The sequence below is a fragment of the Bradyrhizobium icense genome (assembly GCF_001693385.1).
In the GTDB taxonomy this organism is placed as follows: Bacteria; Pseudomonadota; Alphaproteobacteria; order Rhizobiales; family Xanthobacteraceae; genus Bradyrhizobium; species Bradyrhizobium icense.
In genome coordinates, this window is the sequence record NZ_CP016428.1 from 3,238,909 (window position 1) to 3,253,403 (window position 14,495).

Annotated in this window: 10 protein-coding genes, 1 tRNA gene and 3 pseudogenes; 4 read left to right on the plus strand and 10 right to left on the minus strand. The window is 56.7% G+C overall.

Features of this window, described 5'->3' with window-relative positions; translation table 11 throughout:
- Positions 1-37: 37 nt before the first annotated feature.
- Positions 38-1,246, plus strand: a complete 1,209-nt coding sequence (locus LMTR13_RS15110) for a cytochrome P450 (RefSeq protein WP_065728563.1) — start codon at positions 38-40, stop codon at positions 1,244-1,246.
- Positions 1,247-1,269: 23 nt separating this feature from the next.
- On the opposite strand, the gene LMTR13_RS15115 is transcribed toward LMTR13_RS15110, so the two are convergent.
- The 4 genes and pseudogenes from LMTR13_RS15115 to LMTR13_RS42515 form a co-directional block, all read right to left on the minus strand.
- Positions 1,270-1,343, minus strand: a tRNA-Gln gene (locus tag LMTR13_RS15115).
- Positions 1,344-1,454: 111 nt separating this feature from the next.
- The gene (locus LMTR13_RS15120; protein ID WP_065728564.1) at positions 1,455-2,645 is read right to left on the minus strand and encodes a site-specific integrase; all 1,191 of its coding nucleotides are present in this window, start codon (positions 2,643-2,645) and stop codon (positions 1,455-1,457) included.
- Positions 2,632-2,925 (minus strand): helix-turn-helix transcriptional regulator, encoded by a 294-nt coding sequence (locus LMTR13_RS40760; RefSeq protein ID WP_156795632.1) that lies wholly within the window; start codon positions 2,923-2,925, stop codon positions 2,632-2,634. Before LMTR13_RS40760 ends, LMTR13_RS15120 begins: the two co-directional genes overlap by 14 nt.
- 1,087 nt (positions 2,926-4,012) lie before the next feature.
- Positions 4,013-4,087 (minus strand): annotated as a pseudogene (locus tag LMTR13_RS42515) (SOS response-associated peptidase); the annotation flags it as partial.
- A gap of 382 nt (positions 4,088-4,469) precedes the next feature.
- Here LMTR13_RS42515 and LMTR13_RS42520 point away from each other — a divergent pair.
- Together LMTR13_RS42520 and LMTR13_RS15125 are read left to right on the plus strand one after the other, a co-directional pair.
- Positions 4,470-4,897, plus strand: a pseudogene (locus LMTR13_RS42520) (hypothetical protein).
- 332 nt (positions 4,898-5,229) lie between these two features.
- Positions 5,230-8,352 carry a metallophosphoesterase gene (locus LMTR13_RS15125; RefSeq protein ID WP_065728565.1) on the plus strand — a complete coding sequence of 1,041 codons (3,123 nt, stop codon included), beginning with the start codon at positions 5,230-5,232 and terminating at the stop codon, positions 8,350-8,352.
- Between the two features lie 218 nt (positions 8,353-8,570).
- Here the strand turns inward: LMTR13_RS15125 and LMTR13_RS15130 are convergent, their stop codons facing one another.
- Together LMTR13_RS15130 and LMTR13_RS42525 are read right to left on the minus strand one after the other, a co-directional pair.
- Positions 8,571-9,638 carry an IS3 family transposase gene (locus LMTR13_RS15130; protein WP_236843067.1) on the minus strand — a complete coding sequence of 356 codons (1,068 nt, stop codon included), beginning with the start codon at positions 9,636-9,638 and terminating at the stop codon, positions 8,571-8,573.
- A pseudogene (locus tag LMTR13_RS42525) lies at positions 9,605-9,757 on the minus strand (transposase); the annotation flags it as partial. The pseudogene LMTR13_RS42525 and the gene LMTR13_RS15130, both read right to left, overlap by 34 nt.
- A gap of 416 nt (positions 9,758-10,173) precedes the next feature.
- Here LMTR13_RS42525 and LMTR13_RS40765 point away from each other — a divergent pair.
- The gene (locus tag LMTR13_RS40765) at positions 10,174-10,341 is read left to right on the plus strand and encodes a hypothetical protein (protein ID WP_156795634.1); all 168 of its coding nucleotides are present in this window, start codon (positions 10,174-10,176) and stop codon (positions 10,339-10,341) included.
- 149 nt (positions 10,342-10,490) lie between these two features.
- Here the strand turns inward: LMTR13_RS40765 and LMTR13_RS15140 are convergent, their stop codons facing one another.
- From LMTR13_RS15140 to LMTR13_RS15155, 4 genes are all read right to left on the minus strand, one after another.
- Positions 10,491-10,922, minus strand: coding sequence for a hypothetical protein (locus LMTR13_RS15140; RefSeq protein WP_065728567.1), 432 nt, complete (start codon positions 10,920-10,922; stop codon positions 10,491-10,493).
- 12 nt (positions 10,923-10,934) lie between these two features.
- Complete coding sequence (locus LMTR13_RS15145) at positions 10,935-11,684, minus strand: hypothetical protein (RefSeq protein ID WP_156795635.1); 750 nt, start codon at positions 11,682-11,684, stop codon at positions 10,935-10,937.
- Positions 11,685-12,407: 723 nt separating this feature from the next.
- Complete coding sequence (locus tag LMTR13_RS15150; protein WP_065728569.1) at positions 12,408-13,787, minus strand: hypothetical protein; 1,380 nt, start codon at positions 13,785-13,787, stop codon at positions 12,408-12,410.
- On the minus strand, positions 13,784-14,491 hold the full coding sequence (locus tag LMTR13_RS15155; protein ID WP_065728570.1) for a hypothetical protein: 708 nt from the start codon (positions 14,489-14,491) through the stop codon (positions 13,784-13,786). Before LMTR13_RS15155 ends, LMTR13_RS15150 begins: the two co-directional genes overlap by 4 nt.
- Between the last annotated feature and the right edge of the window lie 4 nt (positions 14,492-14,495).

The following is a 14,495-nucleotide window of genomic DNA, read 5'->3' on the forward strand; positions in this document are numbered from 1 at the left end:
GTTGATGCGAACGTGCGAATGACGTGGTGGTTGGTCGATGGCAGAGCTAGTGGATTTCTCCAGCGAGTCTTTTCTTCGTGATCCCCAGAAGGGCGTGGCCCTGTTGCGGTCATCCGGACCCGTCGTCGCGACGAAGTTTCCCATTCTAGGCCGGCTCTGGGTCACCACGACCTATGAGGCGGCGGCGCGCGTGCTAAAGGACAGCACGACATTCACGCTGCGCAAGGAGGGCGGCTCGCTCGTCGGCTTGCCCTGGTGGATGCCGAAGCTGATCAGGGCCCTCGCCAACAACATGCTCACAATGGACGAACCGGATCACACGCGGCTGCGCGACATCGTCGACGAAGCGTTCCGTCGCCGAGCCGTGATGGACATGGAAACACACATCCGCGCCATCGCCGATCGCCTCGCCGATGAATTGTTTGCGGCGGGAAGCCCGGCCGATCTGGTGCAGCGCTATGCGCGGATGTTGCCGCTTGCGGTGATCTGCGAACTACTCGGCCTGCCGTCGGCCGACCGGCCGAAGTTCATCGCCTGGGCCAATTCAATCGCGAATCTCACCAGCGCGTTCGGCTTTCTGCGGTTGATGGGCGGAATGATGAAGATGCGGCGCTATCTGAAAGGGCGTCTGCAGGTCGCCCGGGAACAGGGCGGCGAAGGATTGATTGCCGAGCTTGTGCGGGTCGAGAAGGAAGGCGGGCGCATCACGCCGGACGAAATGGTCTCGATGGTGTTTCTCTTGCTGGGAGCGGGCTCCGAAACCACCACCCATCTGATCAGCGGATCAGTGTTGGAATTGCTGAAAGATCCTGCGCGGCGCGATTGGCTGGCAGCGGACTGGAGCCGCGCTGGCCTTGCGGTGGAAGAATTTTTGCGCTTCGTCTCGCCGGTGCAATTTTCAAAACCGCGCTACGTGCGCCATGACGTCGATATCGAGGGCGTGAAATTGAAGAAGGGTGACAGGGTCATGGCGATGATCGTCGCCGCCAACCTTGACCCGGGGTCAAACGAGTGCCCCGAACGGCTCGACCTCGAGCGGCGGCCGAATCGACACCTGTCGTTCGGGACCGGAATTCATTTCTGCCTCGGCCACCAGCTCGCGCGGATCGAAGGAATCTGCGCCCTGCAGGCGCTGTTCACCCGCTGGCCGGGACTGAAGCTGGCGGTCGACCCATCGCAAATTCATTGGCGGAGGCGGCCCGGCATTCGGATGATCGCGGAGCTGCCGGTTGTGGCAGGCGCTTGAACGGCGGGGCTAAAGAAAAAGGCTGGCTGGGGAACCTGGATTCGAACCAAGACAAACAGAGTCAGAGTCTGTTGTGCTACCGTTACACCATTCCCCATCGAAACTACTGAAATATCAGAGCTTTTCTCGAAAGTTTTCCAGTATGAGCCGGGAGTTTTCCAAACCCGGCGATTTGCAGGGCTCATATAGCCGGGTCGACGTTCGTGGTCTAGTCCTTCTTGTCGCCGCCGCTTACGAGGCGGAGCCGCTTCTGGCCATCGGCGCCAACTTGCATCTGATCCTTGAAGCGCATGTAGTGCTCGACGTTCTGGCGAGACATACCAATGTCATTGGCGATCTGATCAACCTCATACCCTTGTTCGGCGCGGGCGAGTATGCCGGTGCCGCGCAAGCCGTGGATCGTGGGGTGGTCTGCATCTTCCGGGTCGATGTCCCACTCGTACTTCTTGGCTTGTGCGGCGACCCACAGTTTCCAGCGGCGGCAGAGCTCGCGACCCTCCACAGTATCAGCCAGCCAGCGTCCCCACCGCGCTCGGAGCCCGTCTGCGGTGTATGGCGCGCCCTTCGGGGAGTAGAGGTAAAGGTCCTCGCGGAAGCGATCGATCGGCTTCAGCCAGCGCGAGTTAGTGTAGGTCACAGGCGTTTCCGCCCAGCGGTCGATTTCGAGCGCATCGGCCGTGGCAAGGGGGATATGGAAAGCACGGCGCCGCTTCCGAGTCTTCTTCGGTCGGCACCACAAGCCGTTTCGGTCGCGGTGCTCCGGTCCCATCCTGATAAGGTCGCTGCCGCGCTGGCAGGTTATGGTGCCAAGCCGCACCATCCGAACGAGATCCGTCCAGGCGTGCAGACGAACGTAGCCGACGGCCCAAGTAGGCCACGGCACATGGCCGCGATCTGGAATGTCGAAATCCTTCACTTTGTCGAACGGGTTGGTCTTAGCGAGATCGAGCGGGATGGCCCAATCCCAGATCGTGCGCCCCACCGATAGCATCTGGTTTGCCATCACCAGCGTTTCTTTCATGCCGTCGCGCGCGGTCTGCACGATCAGCGGCGTCAAGTCCTTGACAGCCACCATGCCCCACGTCTCGTGCGCCTCGAAGCGGCGCATGGTCACTTCGTAATTTAATTGGGTGCCTTCGGACAAGCGCTTGAATTCGTCGCTGTCACGATATCGAACAATGAGATCACCTACGGAGCCAGCTGGATATGCCGTCGGCGTTGTCTTCTGGCGCCGTTCGACCTCCCTCCAAAATGCTGCGGGCTTCGCATCGGCATTGGGCAGAAGAACGCGCTCTCCCTCTCGTTCGGTGCCTCGCCCAGGGTTCCAATAATAGTAGGTGTAGACCTTGCCGCTCTTCTTGCGGATGGTCTTTTTCTCGACGCCCTCAGGCAACACCACGCCGGTTTCCCTTCTTCTTGCCAAAGTTGAGCGCTCCCCTGATGGCGAGGTCGGTGGTGTCTGATGCCGTTTGCCCGGATAGTTTACGGTCCACGTCTTCCCAGCGCCAGCGGGGGGTGCCGGCCGGGAATGTATCCCACGGAGGGGGCAGGCGACCTTCCTTCACCCATTGGTCCCAAGTATCGGGTGATATTTGCAATTCGGCCGCGCCGGTCTCCCGGTCGACATAGGCGGGGGTTCGATCACCGCGAAGCAGATTCTCAGACTTTCGTACCGTCATTGTCGCCGCACCCGTAATGCTCAACGTCGCATCTGATTTCGGAAACCGGGATTAGGATCCTCGCACCCGGAAAATTCAGCGGAGTCGTTGCTAGCTTTCATGCCGCGTTCCCGGATCTTTGGATGTCGCAGACCGCGGCGAGGATGGTCGTTGCCGTGGGCGGGAAGTAGCGGCGTCTCGACGGCTCCCGCGGGACAGGCAGCCCATTCTGACGACATCCCACGCGGCGTTCAGACCGATCGCCTCAGCTCGTCCTTGACAGAATTGCCGACACAGCGGCGCTGGTTTTCCCCGCCACGTACAAATTTCGCCGCTCCACCTGAACCTGACCTGCGCACTCCTTGGTTCATTCAATCACGGCGTCAATTGGTAACTCCACTGAAACGAGGGAAAGCTTGGGTCGTGTTATGGGATAGTTGGAATGGCGAGCGACCCCTTTCGAGCAATAAGATCGAAAGAGATGATAAAGATCATTTTTTGTTGACTGAACACTTGCGTCCTGCCGAACATAAAGCTTCCGGAGAGATGCCACCGGTCGACGTCAATTTGACGGTTGGTACCGGCGGACGGTGATCGCAACACTGGCAATAGTGCGGCGGACGCTAACTTCACGCCGATCTAGCAGCTGCCCTTCATCGCTCGTTTCAGCGGCAACGATCGCCGTTATCACAACGGCATAGCATCTTCGAGGGCGAAGGTCCGCTACACCACTACGCTCGGTGCGGCCAACACGCTCGCTGTTGGCACCAAGGCAGGGCGGAAGGCCGGATATTGATAGAATCGCCGAGTGCTCGGATCGCGGCCCCCTGGTGGTTAATGCTGCATTGTCGTCGCTGAGGACCGTGCAAAGAAACTTCTTTCTTTTGCGTCGGTGGTGATCACGATTGTGCTTCTGCTCCACGCGACACACCATGGTGCGCATGCAAACTCTCCGACGCATTGCGGCTTTTGGACCGACATAGAGGCTGGGTTGTCGTGTCGCTAGGTCACTCCCCAATTCACCGCAGGCGTGCCCCTGAAACTAAGGCCGCCAGAGGGGAACGCGGTTACGGAACGATCACGGCGGCCAATGAACCGCTGGCCCAATTATATAGCGGTTCATCACGCGGAAGAGCGCGCGGATGGCTTCTTGGTTTGTAGTGATGGAGTACAGATTGCACATAGGATCACTACATGCATGGATTAAGATACGAACAGACGTACACCAGCCCTCCATAAGCTCCGATTAAAATTGCCGGAAGGCATGGAATAAATCGAAACACCCCGAAGCCCTCGTCATATAAGCCGCAGCCAAGAAATGCGAGCCAGCCGCAAAAAACTACGGCACTGAACAGAAACGTCGCCTCGCCTGCGACATGCAATGGCCAGTGCATGCGCGCGACCGAGAATACAATCGAAGGTCCAAGCAACCCGACCGCACCAATTATAAGTGAAATTTTCAGGTAGTCTCTCACAGCCCGTACCCATAGCCCTAGCAATCCGTTCCTTGCCCCAAACTCTAGTAAAGTTGCTCAACCCGGCCAAGCTCGCTGTAATGGCCAGCCATGAGCACCAAGAAACGCGAAGTGATCTGGGGCGGGCGGATCATGGGCGCGGATATGCGCGCCCAAACGGCCCGCCAAAACGCTAAGAAGGCCGCCCGCGCCGCTGATCGAGCCGATGCAGAAGCAATGGTCAGTCCGAATGGAAGGCTATGGCGGCCCGGCCCAGCCGTCCCCAACGATCGGCCAATGCCTGAATGGAGGTTACGGCTGGCTGGAGATCGAGTGCTGCCGATGCAAAACAAGGGCAAGCCTGCCACTCGATGCTATCCGCAGGCCGCGTGATACGCCGATCTGGAAGCTAGAACCGTCCTTCCGGTGCCGATCATGCGGCACGCGTCGTTACAAGCTGCCGGTTCGGATGATCAAGTTGACTGAGCAGCGGGGAGATTACGCCGTACAAGTGGGTGCATCCTGACGAGGAACGATGACTTAAGCGAGCCGAAGCGGGGGTCGCGATGGCTCTCTCAAATGCCACTACGGCAGAGCCGTCTTTGCCAGCGCAATGCAACTTTTAAAAGTCCGGCAGATGCCCATTATGCAGACCGAGGTTTCGAACCAATTCAAGTTGCGAAGTGCGCGCCGCCCCACCCGTAGAAATACGGTAAGAGCGATCTTGCGTGCGCTAGCCTGTTCATAAGCCTTTGGTAGTGTCCCACGACTCATCAATGCGCGGGTATACCTATGAACACCACTTCAGGACGAAGATTCGGCACAATACATCTTTCGTCATTCTTTTTGTCATTTTGCCGCCGAGGGATCGATGCAGATCATCCACCTGACTGACTTGCACTATACGAGAAATTCCCCTTTTCAAGCCCAGCTCATCAAAGCGCTAACCGATGATTTAAAAAAGATTTTGGACGATGGAGCCTCGCCCGATTTTTTGGTTTTCTCTGGCGATCTTGTCAACGATCCAGACGAACCTGACATCTATTCCGAGCTTGACGAAAAATTCTTAACCCCGCTCAGGGAACTTCTGCGCCTCCGTCCGAGCGGTGTTGTTTTCTGTCCGGGAAATCATGATGTTAGTCGCAAGGCTATTTCTGATTGGGCGGACGAACGCAAAAAACTTGTTGCGGCGATGGAGACGAGCCAACAAGCGATCAACGACCATCTCAAGTTAGCGCCTACAGTCGCATACACCCGCGCAATCGGTTCGGGTTTCTTCGAATTAGCGAAAGCATATGGTCATGAATGGGCCAACCCTTACACTAAGACCTACAATTTTCCCGATAAGGCTACCAGTTTTGTTGCCTTAAATACGGGGTATGCATGCGGCCTTGAGGGGTCAAAACATGATCGTGGAAAAATCGCACTCTCTGCGGGCGTAGTGCTCTCGGCGTTTCAAGAAGTGACTAGCGGGCACAAAGCCTATTCCTTGATGCACCACACAGCGGCCGACCTGAATGAACACACAAGCCGACTGTTTCTGCCGCTCCTGTTCAAGAACTCAGCGCTCCACATGTTCGGGCACGTTCACCAGCCGAATCCAATTGTCCAAATGTCGCCGAGCGCGACCTGCTTCACCGTGCAAGGTGGAGCGCTTTATGAACGGGATGGTCAATATAACGGCTACTCCATCATCTCGCTTGCCGAGGCTGAAAACTATGCGTCTACAGCTTACAGAACTTACTGGGTAGACCGCCACGAGTTTGACATTGGTACCAACGTCACCTCTGGAGGCATATTCTACAGCACGCCGGCTGCTCAATCTTATTGGGCTAATCTCGTCCCTTCTGCCTCGAACGACGACGTCAGCTATTGGCTGCTCGAAACGTTGCCCAGCGTGGCCAAAGAACTCGACAAGACGATGACCGCCAAGCAACTGAGGGACGTCTTTGTTGAACCGATCATAAAGAAATCACGTCTAGAGGATGATGGAGGAAATCGGGACCAACGTTTGTCAGTGGCCGATATTATAAAATCCCCCAACCATACGGTGATATCGGCAGCCAGCGAATATGGCTGTACCTCTCTCCTTGCCTTTATCACTATGGCCTATCACGAGGAGTGCGTGAACCTACCCAAGGCCATGGTACCAGCATTCATAGATGCGCGACGCATCAAGGGGTCTTACGAAGCAGCCGTGAACAAGGTGATCCGCGATGCCCTTCCAGAGAGCGAGGACCGCAGGTTGAAATTAGGTGCTCTGCACGACAGTGGCCGCCTTGTTATCATCGTTGACGACGTCAATCCCGAAAAGCCTGCTCACGTTAGCTTCATCAAGGCTGTGCGCAACCTCTATCCACAAGCTCGGCTTATCGTCGCCATAAAACTGAACCTCCTTGACACGGAGCGTTTGCGCCCGATCATCGGTATAGACAATTACGATCTCCTTCAAATCGTTGCGTTGTCCCGGGGCAAAGTCCGCACATTCGTTGAAAAGTGGCACTTGCCTCCCCGCTATCAGACAGACACGGTCGTTGACGAGATACATTCTCGTTTTCAGGCTCTTGGCATTCCTCAAACAGCCGCGTATGTCGCGATCTACTTAGCTGTGCTGGAGGAAAGCGAGGGCTACGATCCTTTGAACTCCTCAACCGTGATCGAGAATTTCGTCGAAAGTTCGCTGCAGAAGCATAAGCCTCAATTCCTATTTCGTAGCTCATTCGACTATCGGAACCAGATCGACTATCTCGGCGCAATTGCCGAAAGCATGTGTCGGGAGAACCGTTTCATCGTAGCCTATGAAGATTTATACAAATGGACCAAGGAACATTTTGAAGGAATTGGACAAGAACACGATCACAGCAAGCTCATCCGCCACTTTATAGACGCCAAGGTCTTCGCCGATGAAGGCAACTCGATCTATTTTCGATACAACATATTTCTTTCTTTCTTTATCGCGCACCGGATGCAGCAATCCGTGTCATTCCGAAATTGGATGCTTCAGGACAATCGGTACGTAAATTACATATCCGAATTTGACATCTATTGCGGCCTCTCCCGTCAAGACGAGGAAACGCTCGAATTTTTCGGCAATGAGTTCGCCACCTTTGAGGCCAAGCTGGAGGCTCTCCTAACTCCCCTTTCTTGGACAGATCGGCTTGAAACGTTGTCGGTTCCGGCTGTGAAGAAAACCGACGTTGAGGCTTTCACAAAAAGTATAGAAACCCAGCTCACCAAAGCGGCATCGCCTGAGGAACGGGACGAAGAAATATCAAAACAAGTTGCCGACACAGAGGATGTTAAGCCCCAAGCCCAGCGTCCTGAGGTAATTGGGACGCTGCCAAATTGGGTCCTGAGCCTGCGGGCGTATACCGTCGCCTTGAAAAATCTAGAAAACATACCGCGTGAAAAAAAGGAGAGACACCTTTCGAAGATTCTGGCTGGTTGGTCGAAGCTAATTTTATACGCCTGTATCGTTTTCAAGAACGTGATCGAAAAGAGGCGGCTCCAGATTGGGGATATAAATTTTGAAATAGAACTGCCTCCTAAGTTGGACGCGCGGTTCTTGCGCATGTTCTTTCTGACAATTCCGGTCTACATATCGGAGGTCATGCGACGCGACCTAGGGTCACAAAAGCTCTCGCTGCAGTTGAAGAACGACAGCTTGGCGAAGTCGTTATCCGATTCATTCTTACAGACAGCTACCTACGCGGACCTTAAGCTGCCCGAGTACATTAACAGACTGAGGGCTTTTCAAAGAAAGTCGAAAGACTCGCACATCTTTCTGGAGATACTTCTGCTCAAGATGCGTGGTATCTTTTTGCGTCTTGGGCTTCAGGAGAACGAACAACTACCATTCCTCGCAGTTGCTGCGGAAATTAGTGCTGACATCAAGGGACTGGAAGGCGATGAACGCACGAAGGAGATTGATCGCTACACTAACGAACTTCGTCGCCTTGGCCAGGTAAACAAGCTGCGGGACAATATGCAATAGTTCTGCGTATCCAGTTCTCACCTTCTTGGCCGCGGGATCATCTGGCGTCATTAACAAGGGCAAAAGGGCAGGGCCCCGCGCCAACATAGGTTTTACGTCACTGACACCAAAAAACTCGGCGGAAACCTGTCGGGGGGAACGTAGGAGCGCTCCCCCGCGACCACTTTTCCACTCCTTTGACCTGGTTCGGATAAGCCTTCTGACCTGCCACTGAATTTTCATCCAGCAGCGGTTAGAGTCTCGGGGTTTTGTACGCCAAGTGGCGCGGGTGGAGCAACGGACGATCGGCGGAGCTGGTCGGGGTTGCGCAGCCGATCGTCCGTTGCGGTGAGGTGGGCGGCATAGACCGCGGGGGTCAGGTATTTCAGCGACGAGTGAGGCCGCCGGATATTGTAGTCGGCGACCCAGTTGGCGATCTTGGCGCGGGCGTCATCCAGATCGAAGAACAGGGTCTCGTTGAGCAGTTCATCGCGCATCCGGCCATTAAAACTCTCGATGAAGCCGTTCTGCATCGGCTTTCCCGGCGCGATAAAGTGCCAATCGATGACCGTCTCCTTGCTCCAGGCGAGCATGGCGTTGCAGGTGAACTCGGTGCCATGGTCGGACACGATCATTTCTGGCTTGCCGCGTCGCTCGACGATTGCCGTCAGTTCGCGGGCGACGCGCCGTCCTGAGATCGACGTCTCCGGAATGGCGCCCAGGCATTCCTTAGTGACGTCGTCGACGATGTTGAGAATGCGGAAGCGCCGGCCGTTGGCGAACTGGTCGTGGACGAAGTCCAGCGACCAGCGCGCGTTGGGCCTCGCCTCGATCAGGATCGGGGCACGGGTCCCCACAGCTTTGCGCCGAGCCCGCCGCTTGCGGACGGTGAGCCCTTCCTCGCGATAAATCCGGTAGATCCGATTGATCCCCGAGGGCTCTCCCTCCCGTCGCAGCAGGACGAATAGCCGGCGGTAGCCGAACCGCCGCCGCTCGTTGGCGAGATCGCGCAACCGGCCGCGCAGAGCCGCGTCCGCAGGGCGGCTGGAGCGATAACGGATCAACTTCCGATCCGCGCCCACGATCGAGCAGGCCCGCCGTTCCGACAGGCTCATGACGGCCTGCAGATGCGCGACCGCAGCGCGCTTGGCGGCGGGCCCTACCATTTTTTTGAAAGCAGCTCGCGAAGGGCGGCCGCGTCGAGCATCTGCTCGGCCAGAAGCTTCTTCAGCTTCGCGTTCTCCTCTTCCAAGGCCCTCAGCCGTTTCGCCTCGGAAACGTCCATGCCGCCGAATTTGGCCTTCCAATTGTAGATCGTTGCTTCGGAGATCCCATGCTTGCGAGCCAGGTCAGCTGTCTTCGCCCCAGCCTCATGCTCCTTCAATACCGCGATAATCTGCTCTTCCGTGAACCTTGCTCGCTTCATCTGTCCGTCCTTCTTCGGGCCGGACTCTAACTCCTTCTGGAGGAAATACTCAGTGGCAGGTCAGGGCGTTCTGGTGAGCTGCCCCAAGGCGCCGAGAAATAAAATCTGCTAAGTGATTGATTTCATGACGGGCCCGGCACCACTCGAACCTGCAACCAGACCGTTATGAGCGACGGGATAAAGGTTGGGTTCGTGGATTTTTCTGCATTTTCGATCGGGTGCGATCGCGTTCGTTGCGTCGTTTCTGGTGTGAAACTGGTGCGTACCTCTGGAGGCCAAATGACCGATTGGGATTGGGTGGCGCTCGAATGGCACGACCTTGGCGCCCAGCGGGCAGCTGCAACTGGATATCGCCAGCGCTAGAGTCCGTTGCGAGCGCAGTCCGAAGCTCGGCAATCACGGGAGCAATGCGCACCATGGCGATCGAAGTGCGATGGGGCATGTTTGCCATTCAAATTGATGAGCCCATTGCCCGGCGCTGGGGTGAAATGCTCGGCCGCAATGACAAGCACACCGATGACTCTCTGGACTGGTCGCGACCGCTGCTGTTAGGGGGGTTATCGTGTGACCCGCAACGAGGCTGATTTCAGGGAAGAACGTGACTATTCTGAACCCTTTTAAGAGGTCATCAAAGGTAGTTTCGCCAACGTAGTTACGACGTTACGATCCTTTCAGCGTCACAGGCATGGTCGTCTCGTCCAGTTCATGCCGTGCGACGGCATCCTTCCTGGCGCTAACCGCAAGGTGGTATGCCGCTCGCCTTCGCATTTTCCAAGGACGTCTCTCCCACCTTGAAGCCTCCGCTCCAGATGCTCACCATCGAGTCGTCGGCTCCCCCGGTGTAGCAATAGCTCGCGGGCGACATCTCCATCGTGAGATCTGGTGTATCGATCACTTTCCGCAGATTCAATGCCGAGGCGCAGTGAAGCAAGATGGCGGTGAGATCGTCGTTCTTAAGTGAGGCGACGTCGAGCTTTTCAATCAGATTGACGAGATTTCTTGCCTCTGGCGGCATATTCGGATCTATTGCCGTCGAAGCGGCGCTTGACGCTTCCACGTTGGTCGGAGCCATCTTCGGAACGCTCGCGATCTCCTCCTTCTTGCTTTTCCTCTTGCTCGATTTTGTCTTGGATTTGGCTTTAGCCTTCTTGCGTGAAGCGTTCAATTTTGCCTCCTGTTACGGCAAGATGCGCGAACCGCGAAGTCCGGCCTTCAGCTGTTCGTTGATGTGGAATGATTCGGCCAAAGGCGTGAGCTTCCGCCCGCCATCTGCCAATGGACCAAACGTGAAGACGACCTGATGCTTTCGCTCACGCCCTGTACTGAAGAGATTTCCGGAGGGATTGACGGAGCCCGTTGTGAATTTCCAGGTCGGCGTAATGTCGCCCGACACAGTCTCCTTGATCGATACCGTTTGGGTAAGAACGTTCTTTTCATTCACGAGTAGATCTGACTCATCGGGATCGGTCGCGAAACCGAGCTGCACGATTTGAATACGGGATTGGAGTAACGGAAGTATCCGAAGGTCGATATCAACCAGAGGGGAGCCTTCCCTGTTGCCGCGTGGATCGCGGCACGGACGCTCTTGACTGCCCAGGTGGAACAGGTCTGGCTTGTAGAGCGCCGCTATGGGATAAAACACATTATAAGTGTTATCGTTCGTCGAGACTGCGGCGCCGCTGATGCCACCGGATAGTGTGAAAATCGACGACGCAGGCGAGACGGGTGCCCAAATGCCGGAGGGACTAATCGTCGAATTCTCGGTAACCGTGAGATCGGTCGCGACCTCGACGCCCCAACTGGCAAGAAAGCGGCTATACGCCCGGCGATTCCGCCTGTCCCTTGCTTGCGCGAGATCGCTCTTGATCGCCAGGGTGACGGCATAGCTCAGTTCGCATACGATACTGCGAACAAGGGTTGCGTTCATGTCGGCGACTTCGCGTGCGGTGTCGTTAGGCCAGTCTCTTTGACTGGGAATGTAGGTTCCACATGCCCCAAGTGACAGGCAGCAGGACGTTACCAAGAACAGCTGAACCGACCTCATGAACGCAACGCCTCTTTCAAAAAAACGGCAGCTCGGAACGCTGAAGCCGAGCGTAAGCATGCGCCTTTCGTGGCGCTCAGAAAAAGAACGTAAAAATCGGACGGCCGCCCAGCGCGACTGATCGGCGAAATGCAATCGCCAGCTGAATACTATGGCCGGTCTCGCCGCGAGTCTGTAACCAAGCTGCAACACTTTTGCAATTTTGCGTTGCTTTGTCCAAGGAACGCTCTCGCGCCCCTCTCGTACGCTTCCTCTCCGTTTGGCTCGATATTCCTCGACGCGACACGTTGAATAAGGGCGACTCAGCGAATTGTGAACCGGTCCCACGTGCGATCGCTATTGCCAATCGCATCCGCAAGCGAGGATTCGCGTGGCGGCGATCGCTTCCGCGCCTATGGCCGTGTCATCCATATTTCTTCCGTAGTGTTGATCGGCAATAGCTCATTCTCGGCCGGGTGATTATTCATGACATCCGCCTGCTTGAGGCTCTTGTCGAAGCGGACGATCGTTGCACCCTCGATTTTGCTCAGCGACGCCTACTCGTGGTAAAGCCCTTCGGTGTAAACTCGCCCCGAGAACTTGTTGGATGTCAATGTGGCTTTTTGCTCACTGCAATTCACTGAGGAACGGTGGCGCCTCATCCGGCAGCGCGAGAAGCAGCGAACTCGACTTGCAGTATTGTTCGATCGCGGAAACAAGCTCGGGCCTGAGCACCGGCGCGGTGTCCGCGGCCGCCTCGCGCTTCCAGTCGCCAAACTTGATGCTGTTGGGATTGGCCGCCACCTCGACGAGATCGGCCAGGCTGAAGCTTGCGAGCATCTTCAAGACGGCTTGCGAGGAAACGAACCGCTGGTTGATCTTGGCGGCCGACAGCTGGTGTGATGGTAGGCGATTTAGAAAAGCCTTCAACATCGCGGCGGAGTAGTTGATCCTCAATTCGATCACGTTACCAATCACGAACCGGTCCATTCTTATCTTGTCCTCGGCCCTCACTTCGTACGTTGGAGCTCTCACCTGGTGTCGCTCGTCGGCCCAGCGGTTCCGCGTCGCGCTGCAGGATTTATCGACCGGACTGTCGACATAGTATGCAACGAACGGTTCGACCTCGACCGCGCCGACGGCCGTTCGCGCCCTCAGCTGCACTCGGACGATCTCCGTGAACTGATGGATAAAGCAGGCATTCCAAGTCGCTCTGAACGTCGCATAACTCGACCCTCCCGGAGGCGGAATCATGGCGCTCTCCGGACGCAGCATTTGATCCGCCGTCAGGTGGCTGCCGGCACCGCATGCCGCCTCTTGAGGGGTCGCATTCTTTTCCTCAGTCGGCTCCCCGTCGGCGTAGAGCAAGGTCTTCCACGGCGGTTTCTCAAGCGGCGGCCGCGCGCTGTTCGGTAAGATGTCCGATCCGTTACCCTTGGTTGCCACAACCGGCATTGCCGACGGCGCCAGTGCCCAGCCTCCGACCCCTAGCTCAGGACCATCTCCGATCGCGACAAACACCGGCGCAATGCGCGACGCCAGAACGTCGAGCGCCTCGGCGATGGTCTTGTCGCCGCGCTCCCCCGAATTGCGATCCCAATAGCGTACGCCTTGGCTGAAATTGACGGCGGAAATGCCGAAGCGGCCTGAAACCTGGTAAAGATAAACCCGATACAGCTCCATCAAGCGGTGGAATGTATGGTCGGCGGAACGCAAGGCGAGAAGCTCGACATCCTGAACGCCCGCATCCTTTTCCAGAGACATAGCACTATCTCTTGCGATGCGGACGACCAGCCGATTGATGAAATGCAGATCGGCACCGCCACGGGCCTTGTCAAGGATGCGCTTGCGCGCCTCGCGATCCGCGTACTTCACCGAAAGTATGACATAGGGATCTTCCTTCAGCGCAAGACGGTCCCAGAAGTCTGGACTGGTTTCGGCTTGCGCCGATCCTCGCCCGACCGCGGCTACCAAGAGAGTCAGCAGTATGCCGAGCACCCGACTCATGGAAGCCTTACGAGTATGGTCGTATTGGCGCGCGCAACGCCGCTCGCATCAAACCAGCCGCCTCCAAAGTTGGCCCGCATTTCAACGTCGAAGCCAAGTCGCGTGCCAGCACTTTTTGCGACTGATTTGGCCAGCGCGATGATCACGGCAACGTCAGTTTCCCCCACGGGGAATTCGGCGCCGACAGCGTCAAACTTCCAGATGATCCGAGATTGATCGTAAACCACCGCGACTTGCTGGTAGAGCGGGCTCCACTTCCAATTGAGATTTGCCTCGCCGCTCACACCCAAGCTCGCCTTGGCGGGTCCTTGATCGGGCGTGGTGAGCTTAAGATCGCTGGACAGAACAAGCTTCCCGTCACCCGAGAACGAGCCGGCCTTCAGGTTTGTTGCGGGAAACACATTGAGCACAAACGCTTGTGTGGCGTCGGCGCCGGCCGCCTTTAGCGTGGCCCCAAGCTGCATCGATTTGCAGGTCTTTCCGTCAAAGCCAATGACGCCAAACTTCAGGGGCACGAAATAGAAATCGAAATAGTTCGAATGTTGCTTGACAGCAGCGATCGACGAGTCCGACGAGCTTATCTTGCTGGCAAGTGCAATCTCCTGGATTGAGACCTGTCCGAATTTCTCGACGGTCGCCGCCTGACGATCGGCAGCGCTCCCGTCCAAAAGGGCGCTGGGAGGCGCGAGCGGCAAGGTTTTCATCGCC